This is a genomic window from Sorangium sp. So ce590 (assembly GCF_051521365.1).
Classification (GTDB): Bacteria; Myxococcota_A; Polyangia; order Polyangiales; family Polyangiaceae; genus Sorangium.
This window is the reverse complement of the sequence record NZ_CP150346.1, coordinates 9320494-9336227: the sequence shown is the minus strand read 5'-3', so window position 1 is coordinate 9336227 and position 15734 is coordinate 9320494. Positions and strand designations below refer to the sequence as shown.

General features: G+C 73.1%; 14 protein-coding genes. 7 read left to right on the top strand and 7 right to left on the bottom strand.

Translation table 11 applies throughout. From position 1 onward, the window contains the following. Positions 1–62 precede the first annotated feature (62 nt). Complete coding sequence (locus tag WMF28_RS35380) at positions 63–530, bottom strand: response regulator (RefSeq protein ID WP_129579215.1); 468 nt, start codon at positions 528–530, stop codon at positions 63–65. Between the two features lie 328 nt (positions 531–858). Continuing rightward, entirely contained in the window at positions 859–2715 is a 1857-nt protein-coding gene (locus WMF28_RS35375) for a chloride channel protein (RefSeq protein ID WP_437597936.1), read from the bottom strand. Positions 2716–2978: 263 nt separating this feature from the next. Here WMF28_RS35375 and WMF28_RS35370 point away from each other — a divergent pair, with 263 nt between their 5' ends. Beyond that, positions 2979–3347, top strand: a complete 369-nt coding sequence (locus WMF28_RS35370) for a hypothetical protein (RefSeq protein WP_437597935.1) — start codon at positions 2979–2981, stop codon at positions 3345–3347. A 99-nt stretch (positions 3348–3446) separates the two neighbouring features. Beyond that, on the top strand, positions 3447–3833 hold the full coding sequence (locus WMF28_RS35365) for a hypothetical protein (RefSeq protein ID WP_437597934.1): 387 nt from the start codon (positions 3447–3449) through the stop codon (positions 3831–3833). Between the two features lie 30 nt (positions 3834–3863). Here WMF28_RS35365 and WMF28_RS35360 read toward each other — a convergent pair whose 3' ends face one another. After that, positions 3864–4574 (bottom strand): hypothetical protein, encoded by a 711-nt coding sequence (locus tag WMF28_RS35360; RefSeq protein WP_437597933.1) that lies wholly within the window; start codon positions 4572–4574, stop codon positions 3864–3866. Positions 4575–4975: 401 nt separating this feature from the next. Here WMF28_RS35360 and glgC point away from each other — a divergent pair, with 401 nt between their 5' ends. The 5 genes from glgC to WMF28_RS35335 all read left to right on the top strand — a co-directional run bounded on the left by glgC (position 4976) and on the right by WMF28_RS35335 (position 10022). Further along, positions 4976–6244, top strand: coding sequence for a glucose-1-phosphate adenylyltransferase (gene glgC / locus WMF28_RS35355; protein ID WP_437597932.1), 1269 nt, complete (start codon positions 4976–4978; stop codon positions 6242–6244). Between the two features lie 249 nt (positions 6245–6493). Then, positions 6494–7189, top strand: a complete 696-nt coding sequence (locus tag WMF28_RS35350) for a metallophosphoesterase (RefSeq protein WP_437597931.1) — start codon at positions 6494–6496, stop codon at positions 7187–7189. A gap of 156 nt (positions 7190–7345) precedes the next feature. Further along, complete coding sequence (locus WMF28_RS35345; protein WP_437597930.1) at positions 7346–8299, top strand: 50S ribosomal protein L11 methyltransferase; 954 nt, start codon at positions 7346–7348, stop codon at positions 8297–8299. Next, on the top strand, positions 8296–9045 hold the full coding sequence (locus WMF28_RS35340; protein ID WP_437597929.1) for an RsmE family RNA methyltransferase: 750 nt from the start codon (positions 8296–8298) through the stop codon (positions 9043–9045). The genes WMF28_RS35345 and WMF28_RS35340 overlap by 4 nt, the downstream gene beginning before the upstream one ends. Next, positions 9045–10022 (top strand): hypothetical protein, encoded by a 978-nt coding sequence (locus WMF28_RS35335; RefSeq protein ID WP_437597928.1) that lies wholly within the window; start codon positions 9045–9047, stop codon positions 10020–10022. Before WMF28_RS35340 ends, WMF28_RS35335 begins: the two co-directional genes overlap by 1 nt. A 124-nt stretch (positions 10023–10146) precedes the next feature. Here WMF28_RS35335 and WMF28_RS35330 read toward each other — a convergent pair whose 3' ends face one another. From WMF28_RS35330 to WMF28_RS35315, 4 genes are all read right to left on the bottom strand, one after another. Next, a complete protein-coding gene (locus tag WMF28_RS35330; protein WP_437597927.1) occupies positions 10147–10851 on the bottom strand; it encodes a hypothetical protein in 705 nt (234 codons plus the stop codon). 241 nt (positions 10852–11092) lie between these two features. Continuing rightward, on the bottom strand, positions 11093–12028 hold the full coding sequence (locus tag WMF28_RS35325) for a hypothetical protein (RefSeq protein ID WP_437597926.1): 936 nt from the start codon (positions 12026–12028) through the stop codon (positions 11093–11095). A gap of 187 nt (positions 12029–12215) precedes the next feature. Beyond that, positions 12216–12995: a hypothetical protein gene (locus WMF28_RS35320; protein WP_437597925.1), complete on the bottom strand. Its 780-nt coding sequence runs from the start codon at positions 12993–12995 to the stop codon at positions 12216–12218. Next, the gene (locus WMF28_RS35315) at positions 12992–15712 is read right to left on the bottom strand and encodes a TonB family protein (protein ID WP_437597924.1); all 2721 of its coding nucleotides are present in this window, start codon (positions 15710–15712) and stop codon (positions 12992–12994) included. Before WMF28_RS35315 ends, WMF28_RS35320 begins: the two co-directional genes overlap by 4 nt. Between the last annotated feature and the right edge of the window lie 22 nt (positions 15713–15734).

Sequence of the window (15734 nt, the reverse complement as noted above, 5' to 3'; positions counted from 1 at the left end):
GCCCTCGAGGTCCATGGGCCAGTTGCGGTTTCTGGAGCGCGCTTCCGCGAGCGGCGGGGGGGCTACTCGGCGCTGAGGATCTGACGCTCTCTGCAATGCGTGAGCTCGTCGACCGCGGCCAGAAACGCGTCGTAGTCGATCGGCTTGGGGAGCACGCGCGCGACACCGAGGCTCGTCGCGTCATGTTTTGAAGACGCGGATGAAACAATGACTGGTATACGCGCGGTCTTCTCGTTGTGCCGGAGCGCCGTGAGCAGGCCCCAGCCGTCCATCACCGGCATCATGATGTCGACGACGAGCAGGTCCGGCGGCGCGATCTGGTCGAGCAGCGCCAGCGCCTCCTCGCCGTTCGAGGCGCAGCGCACCTCGTAGCCGCCCTCGCTCTCCAGGATCATGCTCACGACCTCCTGGATGCTTGGCTCATCGTCGACGACAACCACGAGCTTGGCGCGGCTGTTCGGCGCGCTCGAGCGTGTTCGTACCTCTGCGTTGCGCCGCACCGTCCGACCTCCGAGAGTATCGACAAGCATGCCCATCTCCCCCGCGCGCTCTCCGGATCGAATTCCAGGGATGAACCAGAGTATCCCCCACGCTCCGGGGTCCGTCGCTGCGTGGAATCCAAGATTGCTACCTCAGGAGACTCCCGAAACCGGGCGGGGGCCCTGCTCGCGGGCATTGCGCCCGACACTGTGATCGGGCGCGCGGCGCGACCAGGACATCCGCGCGCGTGCATTCGTGAAGCCCGGGCGTTCGCGGCGCGGCCGCGCGGACGCCGAAAAGCTGGCCTTCTCCCGGGGAGCGTGCCCCGGGCGACGCGCTCGGCGGGCGCCAGCGGCGCGCAGGGGGCGGTCGTCCCTCCTACTGCGGCGACCCTTCCAGCTGCGCCGTGGCGTCGTGGTAGGCGCGCGTGATGTCGGATTCGTCCAGGATGCCGACGATCTTGCCCTCGAGGTCGGTGACCAGGAGCTCGCGCACGCGGAGCTCCAGCAGCACCTGGAGCGCGCGGTGCAGGTCCGCGGTCTCGCTGACCGAGGCGGGGCTCGTCATCATGTCGTGCGCGATCGCGAGCCCCGACAGCTCGGGGCTCGTCGCGGTGGCGCGGAGGATCTCGGCGTCGATGGTGCCGATGACCTTGCCGTCCTCGGAGAGCACCGGGAAGGTGTCCTGCCACTCGCACGCCGCGATGCGCTCGACGACGACCGCGGCGGGCGACCGCGCCTCGAACGAGACGAAAGGACGGCTGCGGATGACGATGTCGGCGACGCGGATGCTGCGGAGCACGTCGACGATGAGCTCGTCCCGGTGCGCCGGCGACTCGCGCTTCGTCGCCATCTGCGCGCGGTACAGGGTGCTGTGCCGGAGCGCCACGAAGGCGATGCCCTCGCACAGCATGAGCGGCACGAGCAGGTCGTAGCTGCCGGCGAGCTCGCAGACCATGACGAGCGAGGCGATCGGCACGTGCGCGATGCCTCCGTAGAACGTGCCCATCCCGACGAGCGCGAACGCGCCGGGGTCGATGCGCGGATCGCCGAGGAGGAGCTCCGCCGCGCGCCCGAAGGCCCCGCCCGTGAGGGCGCCGAGCACGAGCGACGGGCCGAAGTCGCCCGCGCTGCCGCCCGAGCCCACGGTGAGCGAGGTCGCGACGATCTTTGTGGCGAGCAGCACGACCAGGAGCTGCACTGCCGTCCACCCGCTCGGCATCCAGGAGGCGCCCGTGATCGCGACCTGGGCCGCGCCGTACCCCGCGCCCAGCAGCCCGAAGCCCTGCCCCGGCCGGTCGAAGCGCGGCCCGAGGAGCATGATCAGCGGGGTCACGAGCGCGCCGAGCGCGAGGCCGCCGAGCGCGGGCTTCGCCCAGATCGGCAGCCGGATCCGGTGCATCGTGTGCTCCACCGTGTGCAGCGTCCGGAGGAACAGCGTGGCCACGAGCGAGACGACGAGCGCGAGGGCGGCGTAGAGGGGGAGGTGCCCCGGGATGAACGGGTAGCGGGGCGCGTGCGCGAAGAGGGTCGACTCGCCGAAGAAGTAGATGAAGACCGAGTAGGAGACGACGCTCGCGAGGATGGAGGGCACGAGCGCGTCGGCCTCGAAGTCGTCGCGGTGCAGCACCTCGACGGCGAGGAGCGCGGCCCCGAGCGGCGTCCGGAACACGGCCGACATGCCGGCGGCGGCGCCCGCGATGAGCAGGATCCGCCGCTCGCGCGGGCCCACCCGGAGGGCGCGCCCGATGATCGAGCCGATCGCGCCGCCGATCTGCATGGTCGGCCCCTCGCGCCCGCCGGACCCGCCGCAGCCGAGCGTGAAGATCGAGGCGAGCGCCTTCACCACCGGGACGCGGCGGCGCATGTTGCCGCCCAGCTGATGGAACGCGTTGATGAAGGCGTCGCCGCCGCCGCCGCGGGTCTCGGGCGCGAGCTTCGCCGTGAGCAGCCCGCCGGCGAGGGCGCCGAGGGCCGGCAGCACGAAGACGAGCCAGGGCCGGAACGGCCCGGTGAACGCGCCCGAGAGCACCGACTCGCCCTTGGCGCGGAGCGGCGCGTAGCCGGTGAGCCTGACGAGGAGCTCGTGCTCGGCGAGCTCGAGGGCGGCGAAGAACAGCGAGCCGGCGACGCCGGCCGTCACGCCGACGAGGATCGCGTGGAGCAGCACCCGACCGACGAGCTGGAACGCGATCAGCCCCTGCGCCCTCGGGATCGGCGTGCGTATTGCCGCCATGCGGCTCGGGCGTGAAGGGGAGTCCTCGGGCGACGACATCATGACCTCGGGGCCCAGACCCCCCCCGCCGATGGGCCTGGCAGGAGCGGTAGCTTCCCTGATCTTCCCGCGGGCTGCTGCCTTAAATCGCCGCCGGGATCGACGCCTCCGGCGCGGACGCTCCGGCGTCGGCTTCCGGTCGGCGCTCCCCCGCTCCATAGCGTGGAAGGAAGCCAGTGGGGGCGCGGTCTCCGGACCGGCCCGAGCGCGGACGAGGTGGAGCCATGACGACCGAGCGGGGCACCGTCGAGTACGGCACCTTCATCACCGGGGACGAGAGCGTCACGATGGGCGACGCGGCGGTCCAGACGACGGACGAGAGCGTCCGCACGACCGCCGAGACCGTGGTCACGCCCGTGGTGGCGCTCGACCTGGCGGCCGAGATCCTGGCGGGCGCGCTGGGTTCGCTGATCGACGCGGACTACGTGCAGGGCAAGACGCACTTCCGGGACGTGCTCTGCGACCGGATCGACATCTCGCAGCTCGAGGCGGAGGAGCTTGTCGACGACATGGAGCGGTCCGGGCGGATCCGCTTCATCGGCGTGGAGGAGGGCCGGGGGTGGCACGTGCAGCACGGGATCGGCGCGCGTTGAGCGCCGGGGCGGCGCGCCGGGAGGCCGCGCGCGCCGTGGTGTCTGCTGGAACAATTCCCTTGCAGGCGTAGTCAAGTCATGGCCTACGTGGAGGCGCGTATGGAGGACGGTACGAAGCCGCGCAAGGCCGTGGTCCCGAGCGCGCCGCCCATTCCGCTCGTGATCGTTGCCGGCTGTCCTGCCGAGTTCGTCGCCGTGTGCCGGGAGGTTGGGGCGCGGCTCGGCGTCGCTGTGCGCGAATGCGATCTGCGCTCGCTCCGGCCGACGATCGCGGCGTCGCAGCCCTACGCGGTCCTCGTGACGGAGGACCTGTACCGGTTCGAGCCGGCGTCGTTCGATTCGCTCATCCGCCAGGCGCCGGCCTCGCTTGTGCGCATCGATGCCCGGGAGGCGCACGACCCGCCGATGCGGCGGCTCCTTATCGACGCCATCTTCGAGTCGGCGGCGGCCGAGCCGGGCAGCGGGATCCGCTCCATCCTCACGTGAGGCGGCGCCCGCTGCGGCGTGGCGGGGGCGTCAGGGCCTGCGCTTCATGCCGGGGAGGGTGGCCTTCTCGGGCGGCGGCTCGAGGTACTCGATCTGCTCCGCCGACAGGATGCCGTACTTCGGGTTGGCCGCGGCGCCGCCGGTCGACTTCGTGAACGTCACGCCGTAGGTGCCGGTGACCTTCACCTTCGCGCCGACCGCCGGGATCGGGTTCGGCAGCTCCTGACCCCAGAACTCGTCGGTGAGCTTCGCCTCGGTCTCCTTGCCGCGCGGCGCCTTGTCGATCGCCTCGATCATGCTGTAGATCTGCGCGAAGTTCGAGGCCCAGCCCATCACCTCGATCACGTCCTTCGTCTCGCCCTTCTCGTCGGCGATCGCGAAGCTCGGGACCGGCGCCTTGCAGTCGGGCGGGTCGCCCTTGCCCGTCTTGTGGACGGCACAGGTCGGGGCGTCCTGGAGGTTCGTCTTGACGATGTAACCGATGATCGAGAGCTTCTTGCCGTTCACGTCCTCGAAATGGACGCGGCTCCGGAGATCGTGCGTGACGCCCCACACCGTGTAGGCGTCGCCCTGCTTCTTGTTCTTCGCGGGGAGCGTCGGCACCGCGGGCAGGGTCGGCTTCCGGCCGCTGAATGCGGGCTTGGCCTGGTAGGGCTGCTCGTCCGTTCCGCACCCTGAAGTGCCCGCGACGAGGACGAGGAGGATGGCAGCGGCGAGGGTTCGACCGAATCGGACGTTCATGGCATCTCCAAGGTCAACGTGACGGGCACATCCGGCAGGAAAGATCCAGCGCTGGAGTAGCCTCCGGACAGCGGTGCACCGCGTGCGGATCAGGCGCCTCTCGCATGCGCGCGCGGCGGCGGAAACGGCTAACACGGCCGCCAGCAGATCGTAAAGAGAAACGGGAACGTCCCCTCTCTTCATCGGGCGGCCATGCGGCGGCGCATCGCGGCGGCGGGCGACGTCCCCCGGTCGATGCAGCCCGTCGCGGGGCCGGAAAGGGGGAGCGCGCCGAGGCGCTCAGGGCGCCCGGGAGGCGCCGCGCGCGCGCGCCAGGAGGTCCCCCGGGTTACCTCGAAACCGCGAAGGACGCGTTTCCGCTCTTCGCGCTCGCAACATCGATCGAGTACCCTCTCCGTCCCATGCGCGAGACGACCCTGCGCGCCGCTTTCGAAGCGTCGAAGGTTTTGGTGATGATCCTCGCTGGCGGTGAAGGCCGGCGGCTCGGCCCGCTGACGCACGACCGGGCGAAGCCGGCCGTGCCGTTCGGCGGCCGCTACCGGATCATCGACATCGTCCTGTCGAACTTCGTCAACTCCGGCCTGCACCGAATCAAGATCCTCACGCAGTACAAGAGCGCGTCGCTAGACGAGCACATCGCCCGAGCCTGGCGCCTGTCGCCGATGCTCGACAGCTTCATCGAGACCGTCCCGGCGCAGCAGCGCACGGGCAAGAGCTGGTTCAAGGGGTCGGCCGACGCCGTCTACCAGACCCAGCACGTCATCACGGACGAGTCGCCCGAGCACCTCTGCATCTTCGGCGGCGACCACGTGTACAAGATGGACGTGCGCCAGATGCTGCACGATCACCTGGAGCGCGACGCCGAGGTGACGGTGGCCGCCATCCCGGTGACGAAGGAGGAAGCGCGGTCCTTCGGCGTCATCGAGTGCGACGAGGCGGGGCGCATCATCGCCTTCCACGAGAAGGTGCAGGATCCGCCGAGCATGCCGGGCAGGCCGGGCATGTGCCTCGCGTCGATGGGCAACTACATCTTCAAGACGCCGGCGCTGCTCGACGTCCTCGAGCAGGACGCCGCGACCGAGGACAGCGCGCACGATTTCGGGCGCGACATCATCCCGCGGATGGTGCAGAGCGGCAGCCGCGTCTACGTCTACGATTTCCACGAGAACCGCGTCCCCGGCGAGGACGAGGGCGCGGGGTACTGGCGCGACATCGGGACGATCGACGCGTACTGGGCGGCCCAGATGGATCTGGTCAGCATCCAGCCGGCGTTCAACTTCTACAACCCGCGCTGGCCGATCCGGACGGGCATCAGCCACGATCCGCCCGCCAAGTTCGTCTTCCGCGACGAGGCGAACGCGCGCGTCGGCATCGCGACCGACAGCCTGGTCTCGCTCGGGTGCATCATCTCCGGCGGCCGGATCCACCGGAGCGTGCTCTCGAACCGGGTCCGCGTGAACTCCTTCAGCCACATCGAGGAGTGCGTGCTGTTCGAGGACGTGAAGATCGGGCGCCACGTCAAGCTCCGCCGCTGCATCATCGACAAGGACGTCGAGATCCCCGCCGGCGCCGAGATTGGCTTCAACCTCGAGGAGGACCGCAAGAAGTGGTTCGTCAGCGAGGGCGGGATCGTCGTCATCCCGAAACGCGCGAAGATCGACTCTCCGTAACGCGCCTGACCGGGGCCGCCGGCGCGCCGCGCCGGGCCCCGCGCCCGATCAGCCCGCCCGCCCGGCAGCGACGGCGGAGGCCGATGGGCATTTCCAAGTATCGGTAATTACAGGAAAAATGCCGCTCGTGGCGCCCGGCTCCGGTGCGCGCCTCCGCTGGACGAGGGGCGTCGCGGCCGTGCCGGGCTCGGGGGGGCGGGGGCCTGGAGAGCCCCCTGGACCGGGCGTCCCTGCTACGTTGGGTGTGCGATGCCGCGCACGATCCTCATCGGTGACGTCCACGGCTGCCGGGATGAGCTGGCGCGGCTGATCGAGCACGTCGGCTTCGCGTCGGGCGATCGGGTGGTCATGGTCGGGGACATGATCGTGCGCGGTCCGGATCCGTGCGGAACGCTCGATTTGCTCCGGGAAATCGGCGCGATCTCGGTGCGGGGCAACCACGAGGATCGGCTGCTCCGGTGGCGCGCCGGGCGCAGCGATCCTCGCGGCGAGCCGCTGGGGGAGCTCTCGAGGGAGACCGCGCAGCAGCTGCGCAAGCGCGACTGGGCCTGGCTCGAGACGCTGCCGTACTGGCTGGATCTGCCGGAGCACGGGCTCCGCGTCGTCCATGCGGGGCTGATCCCCGGGCTGCCGATCGAGCGGCAAGATCCGCACACGTTGATGTACGTGCGCTGTCTCGGCCGCTACGGCGAGCCGGTCGAGCGTCGCGGGGGCAAGACGCTGTGGGGCCAGACCTACCAGGGTCCGCCGCACGTGGTGTTCGGCCACAACGCGCGCAGCGAGCCGCAGATGCACGCGTGGGCGACAGGGATCGACACGGGCGCCGTCTACGGGGGGCGCCTCACCGCGATGGTGCTTCACGACGGCGAGCGCGTTCCGCCGCCGCCGTCGCGCTCCGAGGTGCTCGTCTCGGTCCCGGCGCGCCGCCGCTACGTGGGGCGGTAGAGCGGCGGAGACGGGGGATGTGCTCGCGCGCGGAAATGCTCCGTGCGCTCCAGGACTTCCGCGCGATCGGCGGAGCGGAGGAGGGCGAATTTCGTTAGGCTCCCGGCCGCGCCGCCGCCGCTCTTCAGGCCGGCGGCACGTCACGGAGCAAGCCAGGTGGAGCCTCGATACCCGTTCGTTGCAGTCGATGTCCCCGAGCCCGAGGCCGACGAGATCGGCGCCGCGCTCTTCGAGCTGGGCGCCACCGGCGTCGAGCAGCGCGACGAGCAGACGCTCGTGCGCGGCGCGCGCTCGGGCCAGGTGACGCTCGTCGCGAGCTTCGAGGATCACGGCGAGGCGGAGGCGGCGATCGCGGCGCTCGGGGAGCTCTCGCCGCCGCTCGCCGCGCGGCTCGAGGAGGTGGTGGGCGACGCCTGGCGCGACGCGTGGAAGGAGCACTTCGCGCCGTTCGCGCTGACGCCCACGATCACGGTCGTGCCGCCGTGGATCGAGCGCGGGGCGCCGCGCGAGGGCGAGCGGGTGCTCCTGCTCGAGCCGGGGAGGGCGTTCGGCACGGGCCTCCACGCGACGACCGCGCTCGTCGCGGAGCTGCTCGACGAGCACGCGGCCGAGCTCCGCGGCCGCGAGATCCTCGACGTGGGCACGGGCAGCGGCATCCTCGCGCTGGCCGCGCTGCTGCTCGGGGCGGAGCGGGCGGTCGCGATCGACAACGACGACGACGTGATCGAGGTGGTCCTCGAGAACGCGGCGCGCAACGGCCTCGAGGGCCGCATCGCGGCGAGCGCCGGCGTCGTCGAGCAGGTGACGCGGCAGTTCCCGTGGGTGGTCGCGAACATCGAGGCGCGGGTGCTCCGGCCGCTCGGGCCCGAACTCGCGCGCGTGCTCGCGCCGGGCGGCTGGCTGATCCTGTCGGGCATCCTCGAGGGCGAGCGGGACGATCTCGTGGCGCGGTACACCTCGCTGCCGCGCCCGCTCGCGCACGTCGCGACCCGGCCGGATCCCGCGTCGCCGCGCGGCGATCGTGGGGCGACGCGGGGCGACGCGGGCGGTGAGGGCTGGGTGGCGCTCCTGTTCCGCGCGCCGGACGGCGCGGCGTCCGCGTCGGGATGAGCGGCCCGGGGATCCTGCGGGTGCCGCTCGGGTCGATCGCGGCGGGCGTGATCGCGCTGCCGCCGGAGGCTGCGAGCTACGTCGTGCGGGTGCACCGCCTCCGCGAGGGGGATCGGTTCGTCGTGTTCGATCCGGAGCTCGGGGTCGAGGCGGACGCCACGCTCGAGTCGATCGGCCGGCGGAGCGCGGAGGCGCGCATCGACGCGCCCCGCCCGGCCGCGGTGCGGCCTGGCCGGCGGGTGACGTGGATCCAGGCGGTCGGCAAGGGCGACAAGATGGATGCGGTGGTGCGCGACGCGACCGAGCTCGGGGCGACGCGGATCATCCCGGCGATCTCGGCGCGCAGCGTGGCGCGGCCGGGCGAGGACAGGAGCCAGCGCTGGCGCCGGATCGCGGTCGAGGCGGCGCGCCAGTGCGGGCGCGGGGACGCGCCGCGGGTGGACGCGCCGATGAGCCTCGCGGCGGCGCTCGCGGAGGCGCGGGCGGGGGAGGGGGGCGCGCTGGGGATGTGCCTGGATCCCTACGCGGAGACGCCGCTCGGCGCGCGGCTCGCCGCGCTCGTGCCGGGCATGGAGGCGGCGTTCGCTGTCGGTCCGGAGGGCGGGTTCACGCCGGAGGAGCTCGGCGTGTGCGCGGCGCTCGGGTTCGAGCGCGTGCGCCTCGGCGCGCTGACGCTGCGCACCGAGACGGTGTGCGCGGCGGCGCTCGGGGCGCTGATCGCGGTGAGCGACGCGCGGGCGGGGTGATGGGCTGGCCTTCGGCGAGCGGCGCGCTGGGCGGCCCTGGCCTTCGCGCCAGGGGGCCGTCCGCTGGATCGGCCGCGCGGCGGATCGCGGGGCAGCTCACCGCGATCGTTGCCCTCGTCGTCCCGTGCGCGTGCAACAGCGCGGCAGACGCTCCGAGGCGCGGGCGCGCGCTCGTGCGTGACGGGGGCGCGCTCGCGCCTGCGGAGCCCGGCCCGGCGCCGCCGCCGATCCCGGCTGCCGCCCCGGCCACGAGCGCGCAGCCCGAGCAGGCGCCTTGGCCGCGCGCGCGCCCGCCGCGGGTCGAGTCGGACTGGTGCATCGACGGCGTCGACGCGCTCGACGAGGAGGCCTGCTACGTGCTGCCCGACGCGCCGACGCGCACGCTGCTCATCTACCTGCACGGGATCGTCCCGCCGGGGAAGGAGAGCCAGCAGAAGACCAACTTCGAGACGGTCGTGTCGCGCGCGTCCCGACGAGCGGGCGTCGCCGCCCTGATGCCGCGCGGCAAGGTCGGCCTCGCGCCGAAGGGGTACGCGAGCTGGTGGGGCTGGCCGACGGGCGGGCCGGCGTACGAGAAGCACGCCGCCGCGTTCGTGGCGGCGTTCGCGGAGAAGCGGCGCAAGCTGGAGGAGATCGCGGGCGTCTCGTTCTCGCGGGTGTACGTCGCCGGCTCGTCGTCGGGCGCGTTCTTCGCCGCGGCGCTCGCGCTGCGCGGCGGCATCGACGCCGACGGCTTCGGCGCGATGTCCGGCGGCGGAGGCCAGGCGACGCCCGAGCTCGCGACGCTGGCGCCCAGGCCGTTCTACATCGGCTTCGGCGCCCACGACTCGGTGGGAAGATCGGCCCGCGCACTCGCCGGCGTCCTGCGCGGCGCGGGCTGGCCCGTGCGCGTCGCCGAGCACCCGGTCGGCCACGGGGCGAAGGAGATCTACCTGGACGAGGCGTTCGCGTTCTGGCGCGAGCACGACGCGCGCTAGGCGGAGGTCGCCGAGCGTGCACGCCGGCGATTCGCAGGGACGGCAGTCGGGCCCCCGCAGTCCCGAGCCCTCCCCGGGCCCGCTCCAGATGCCGTCGCCGCACGTCTCGGCACGTGTCGGGCGGCTACGTGCCCGCAGCCTGAATCGCGAGGACCTCGAGCATCCAGTGCCCGTCGTGCTTGCCGTCCTGGCTGGCCGACGAGAGCTTGCCGATCACATCGTAGTGGCCGGGGCTCATGCCGCACTTGTGCTCGCAGTCCATGCTGGCGGCACACGACAGCCGGGCGCCGTTGCGGAGCGGTGTGACACTCCCGCTGCTCGAGCTGAAGGCCAGGAATCCGGCCGTGCATTTGTTGCAGCATCCGTCAGATGGGCAGTCCATTTTCGTGCAGCTCCTTTGCAGGGGCAAGTAGCGGGCGCGGATACCCACCCAGCGCCCCTGCCAGCGTTCGCGATCGTGCAGGGCCTCGAAGTCGAGCGGCTCCACGCAGCGAGCCACATCGCCCACGACCATGCACTCGAGGCCGCCGTCGCAGCGACCGCAGGCGGCTGCCGCGCTCGCGCCGGCCTCGGATCGCCCTGCGCCGTCCGCCGGGCTCGTCGCCGCGGCCGGCGGCTGCGCCGAAGCTGCGGCGCTCCCTGGGGTCTGGTCGCCGGACGGAGCGCGCGCCGGCGATCGCCCGGCCGGCGCCGGCGGCGATGGCAGCTGCGCCGGGGCGGCGTGGGCAGGGCTCGACCGTGGCGCGCGCTCACAGCCGAGGACCGCGCTCACGCACAGCGCGGCAACCGAACCGCGCCGCGCCGCGTACAGGCTCAACCAGGTTTTCATCATGACCTCCACGCCAGCGCATTCCCTCTTCCTGCACGAGGTCAAGGAGAATTGCGTTCATTGTCGATAGCGCCGCCGATAAATGATGCCCGCGCGTACTACGACGATTGGAGCGCAGCGCGCGTCGTGTGTGGTGCCGTCTTGCGCCTTCCGGACGTGGGCCGAACCTGGACGAGAGGCGTTGACGCAGGCAGGACCGCGCCGGCCGTCACGACCGGCGCGGCCGCCTGCCTTCACCCGATCACGGCAGCACCGTGCGCTTCGGGCACTCGCCGTCGCCCTGGAAGTCGCCGAGCGTGCGCGCCTGCGCGACCACGTAGTCGTACGCCGTCTCGAGCTCCCCGATCGCGCCGGCGAGGTTGTACTCCTGGCCGAAGACGTCGGCGACCTTCACCTGCTTGAGCTCCTCGATCGTCGTCTCGCCGTCGCCGTCGAGATCGCAGTCGGCGATGTACTGCGCGTAGCGCTTCGTGAGCTCCACGCCCGCGGTGATGTTGTTGAAGAACCAGTGATCGCCGTGGATGGTCGGCTTCACAGCGATCGTCCCGCCCGCCGGCACGCTGAACCCGGGCAGCTCGTCCTCGGTCGCGCAGTCCTCGAACGACGTGCCGGCCGAGAGACCCCAGCTGAAGCGCACCTCCTCCGCGGGGACGCACTCCCCGTCCGGCGGGCACGATTCGCCCCCCTCCTTCTCGATGGAGCCCTCGAAGAACACCGAGTAGCCGTTATCGACCATGAGGGCCACGTCGTCCTCGGTGGTGGGCGAGAGCGTCTTCACCCCCTCCCGCGCGTTCGGGAGATCGAAGCCGAAGCGATCCCAGCGCGCCGCGCTCGCGCCCTCGAACTCCGCGATCACATACCTCGTGGCCGGAGCGTTCTTGAGGTCGAGGACGAACACCGACGGATCGCTCAGCGTCGCCTGCGGCGCGTCCGAGCGCGCCGCGCGCACGTTGCCGATGGTCACGAGGAATCGATCGTAGGTGACCCTCCAGCCGTCCGCGATGTTCTCCTCCCCCGTGCCCGGCTCGAGGCCCTCGGGGATCGTGTCCTCCGGCTCCACGAAGATCTGCACGGTGCCGGTCCCGGACCCCGCGCCGTCGTCGTCACCACCACAACCCGCGACCAGCGCGAGCGCGCACGCCGCGACCGCGATCCTTGACTGTCCGATGCTCTGCATGATCCTGCTCCTCACTCGTTGGAAGTCCGAACGAGCGCGCACGGGCGCGCCGAGCTGACCGCACCGCGCGGACGCGTCGCAGTGATCGTCGTCGAGGTGGCGCTGGCGCAGCGCGTCCTGCGTGGCGACCCCATCGCCGGGGCTGGGCGCCCGGCCCTCGGCCTGCCGCGGCGCCGCGGCGGCCCCCTCACGGCGACCCCGACCAGACGAGCTCCGGCGGCTCCTGCGCCGTCATCGCGATCCGCAGCGCGTTGTGCGCGCGCGACCCCGGCGCGATCACCGCGCTGGTCGTCCCGCCCTCGCCGCCTGCGCCCTCGCTCCCGGCCTCCTCGGCCAGCGCATCGAAGTCGACCCGCGCGACCCACGCCCCCACGTCGAAGCGGACCGCGAGGCGCACCGGCTCGGCGCCGACGGTCGCCGCGGCCGCGACGCTCGGGACCGCGCGCTGCCCCTGGAACTGCGGCAGCGCGTCGACGTCGGCCACGAAGTCGAGCGCCACCGCCCCCCGCGTCGCGCGCCCGCGCAGGTGCGCCGAGTGCCCGCCGGGCGCCTCGGGCGACCGCACCGGCGCCGACTCGGTCAGGAACCAGTGGATCCCGTAGTCGAACGACGCGCTCCGGATCTCCCCCTCGAAGCCGCGGACCCGGCCGAGCCGCTGCGCCCCCGGATCGAGCAGGTCGACGCGCACGATGGAGAGCAGCTCGGCGATCGCGGTGCCGCAGAGCGTCGCCGAGCCGGACTCCGCCGCGCAGAGCTGGACCGGCCCGAAGGCGACCGACGCCTCGTCGAGCACGACCGTCCAGGCGCCGGCGGCGATCTCTCCGGGCGGCGCGGCCTCGGCGTACGCGAGGTACGAGACCTCCGGCTGGCCGGTGCCAGCGCAGCCGAGCGCCGGCGCCGCGGAGAGCGCGAGGGCGAGCAAGCAGCGGGCGGCCGGGCGAGCGTTGTGAGCGTTGCGAGCGTTCATAGCGAGAGCGTCACGTTCCCGAGGATCGTGCGCGGCGGCCCCGCGCTGATGTGCCGGGCCGGCAGCGCCGACGGCAGCGGGGTGGTCTGCCAGCTCGAGACAAACGAGTACTCGGTGTCCGCATGCTGGGCGTCGAGGAGGTTCTGCGCCTCCACGCCGACCTCGATCCACGGGCCCTCCTGCGCGGCATCGCCGCCCGCGCGGAGGCTCCGGCGGAGCGAGAGCGACGCGTCCATCACGAGGAGCGGCGCCGCGGTCTGCGCGTACGGCAGCGGCCGCGCCGAGAGGAACGTCGCGCCGTAGCCGAGCCGCCCCACGATCGGCCGGCCGGCGATCGTGACGAGCGGCCGCTTCACCGAGAGGTCGGCCCGCACCACCACGGGCGGCACGAACGGCAGCTGCTGCCCCTCGACGTACGGCGGCGTCGGGTTCTCGGGCGTCGGCGGGGGCGGCGCGTCCAGCGTGGCGTGGGCGAGCGTCGCGCTCACGCCCGCGGTCAGCATCGGGCTCGGCGCCGCCTGCAGGTAGACGACGAGCCCGCGGCGGGTCGTCGGGCCGATGCGCGCGAGGCCGCCCTCCGCCGCGTCGAACGCGAGGTCGTAGGAGAGGCGCGTCTCGTAGGCGGCCGCGGTCGCGCTGAGGCCGCCGCCGGGGCGCAGCGTCGCGCCGACCTCGTAGCTCTTCACGGTCGCGAACGGCGCGTTCTCGCCCTCCTCCAGCTGCCGCGCCTGCGGGGAGCGGTAGCCGTGGCCGTACGCTGCGGAGAGGCGCAGCTCGGGCAGCGGGTCGACCTCCAGCGTGGCCCGCGGGCCGAAGGCGACGCCCGCCGCCGTGCGCCGGAACCCCTCGATGTGCGTCTCCTTCTGGAACGCCGGGATGAAGTTGCCGAGGCGGTCGTCCACGTCGAAGACGAGCACGTCGGCGCGGGCGCCGCCGCGCAGGCGCGCCCAGCGCGACAGCTCGAGCAGCGCGTCGCCGTGGACGCCGATCCCGGTCAGCTGGATCGACGCGTCGACGCGCCGGTCCCACGTCTCGTTCTGCGGCGGCTGGAGGAGGTTCTGCGCCTGATCGATGCCGTCGGTCTGCACCTCGGCCCCGACGGCGACCTGGCCGGTGAGCCACGAGGCGAGCGGGACCCGCGGCGTGCGGTAGGCGAGGCCCCCGCCGAGCGCGACGTCCTGGTTCGACTGCTCGACGAGATCGCCGCGGCCGGCCCACGCGGGCCGCACGCGCGAGCGCTGCGTGTAGCCGGTGAAGTTCATCCGGCTCCGGTAGCTGGACGTCATCGCCCAGAGCCAGGCGCTCTTCTGGGAGCCGTCGTCGTCCGCCCGCTCCGCGAGGAGCCCGAGCTGGAGCCGGGTCGACGCGGCCGACTGCGAGCGGGCCGACGGGTCGCGGTAGGCGTCGTAGAAGCCGACGCGCCCCGCCGCGATGTCGTCCCGCCGGAGCACGCCCGCGAGGTTCGCGCGGCTGCCGTGGGCCGCCACGTGGAGCAGCAGCGAGAACTCGTCCGGCAGGTACATCCGGTACTGGCCCACGGCCGCGCCCGAGATCGCCCCGCGCGTGCCCTCGCCGAAGCCGTCCGTCGTGCGCACCGCGGCGGCCCCGAACGTGTCCTCCGACTGCGCCTCCGGCGCCCAGATCGCGAGCAGCCGCCGCGTGTTGAACGAGCCGAGCGTGCCCTTGAGCAGGAGCCCGCGCTCCTCGACGCCGAGGTCGAAGTACGCGCTGCCCGCGACAGCGAAGTCGCCCTGCTGCGGATCGTAGACGCCCTCGACGACGCGGAGCGACCGCACGACCTCCGGGATGACCACGTTGAGGTCCGCGTAGCCCTGGCCGTGCACGTGCGAGCGCTGGTTCAGCGGGATCGGCCCGACCCGGAGCTCGATGTCCTGGCCGTGCTCCGCGTCGAAGCCGCGGAGGAAGATGCGCTGCGCGACCGCCTCGCCCTCGGGGTGCGCGACGTGGACGCCGGGCGCCGTGCGGAGCAGGTCGGCGGCGGACGCGTGCGGCGCGGCGGTGAGCGCCGCGCGGCCGATCCGGAAGTCGCTCGACGCGCGCCGCGGCGGGTTCGGGCGGCCCTGCACGTGGATCTCGATCGGCTTGCCGGGCTCGGCCACGGCGTGCGGGCCCGCGACGCCCCCGGCGAACTCCACCGGCTTCGGCGGCGCCGGCGGCGGGGAGGCCTCCGGCCGATCGGGCCTCGCCGGCGGCTCGGGCTGCTCCTCGTGGGGGCCGGGCGCGAAGTGGAACGGCACCCGGATCCGCGCCCGCGCCGGCGCGCCGCCGCGCAGGGCCGGCGAGAAGCGCCACCGCCGCACGGCCTTCATGGCCGCCTCGTCGAACCCCGCGCCGCCGGACTCGGCCACGACAGCGTCGCTGACGGTGCCGTCCTTCTCGACCGTGACGAGCAGCGTGACCGTCGTGTCGACGCCTTCGGCGAGCCGCTCGGGCGGGTACACAGGGTCCACGTGCTCGAGGATCTGCGGCGCCACGACCGCGTCCGCCGGCGGCCCGGGCTGCGCGAGCGCCGCCGGCGCGGCGAGCGTGACGAGCGCGCTGGCCGAGAGGCAGCACGCGAGCAGAATGCGCCCCCGCGGCGCGACGGAGCCCTCGCGGGCGCGGGCAGCGGCCTCCCTCGCGACCCTGGAGGCGGACGCGTGCGGCGCGCCTGCGCGAGGCGCCGGCGGGCCTGTTTCTCGTCCAGAAGCGCGCATGGGCAACTGAGCCCCAGGCGAC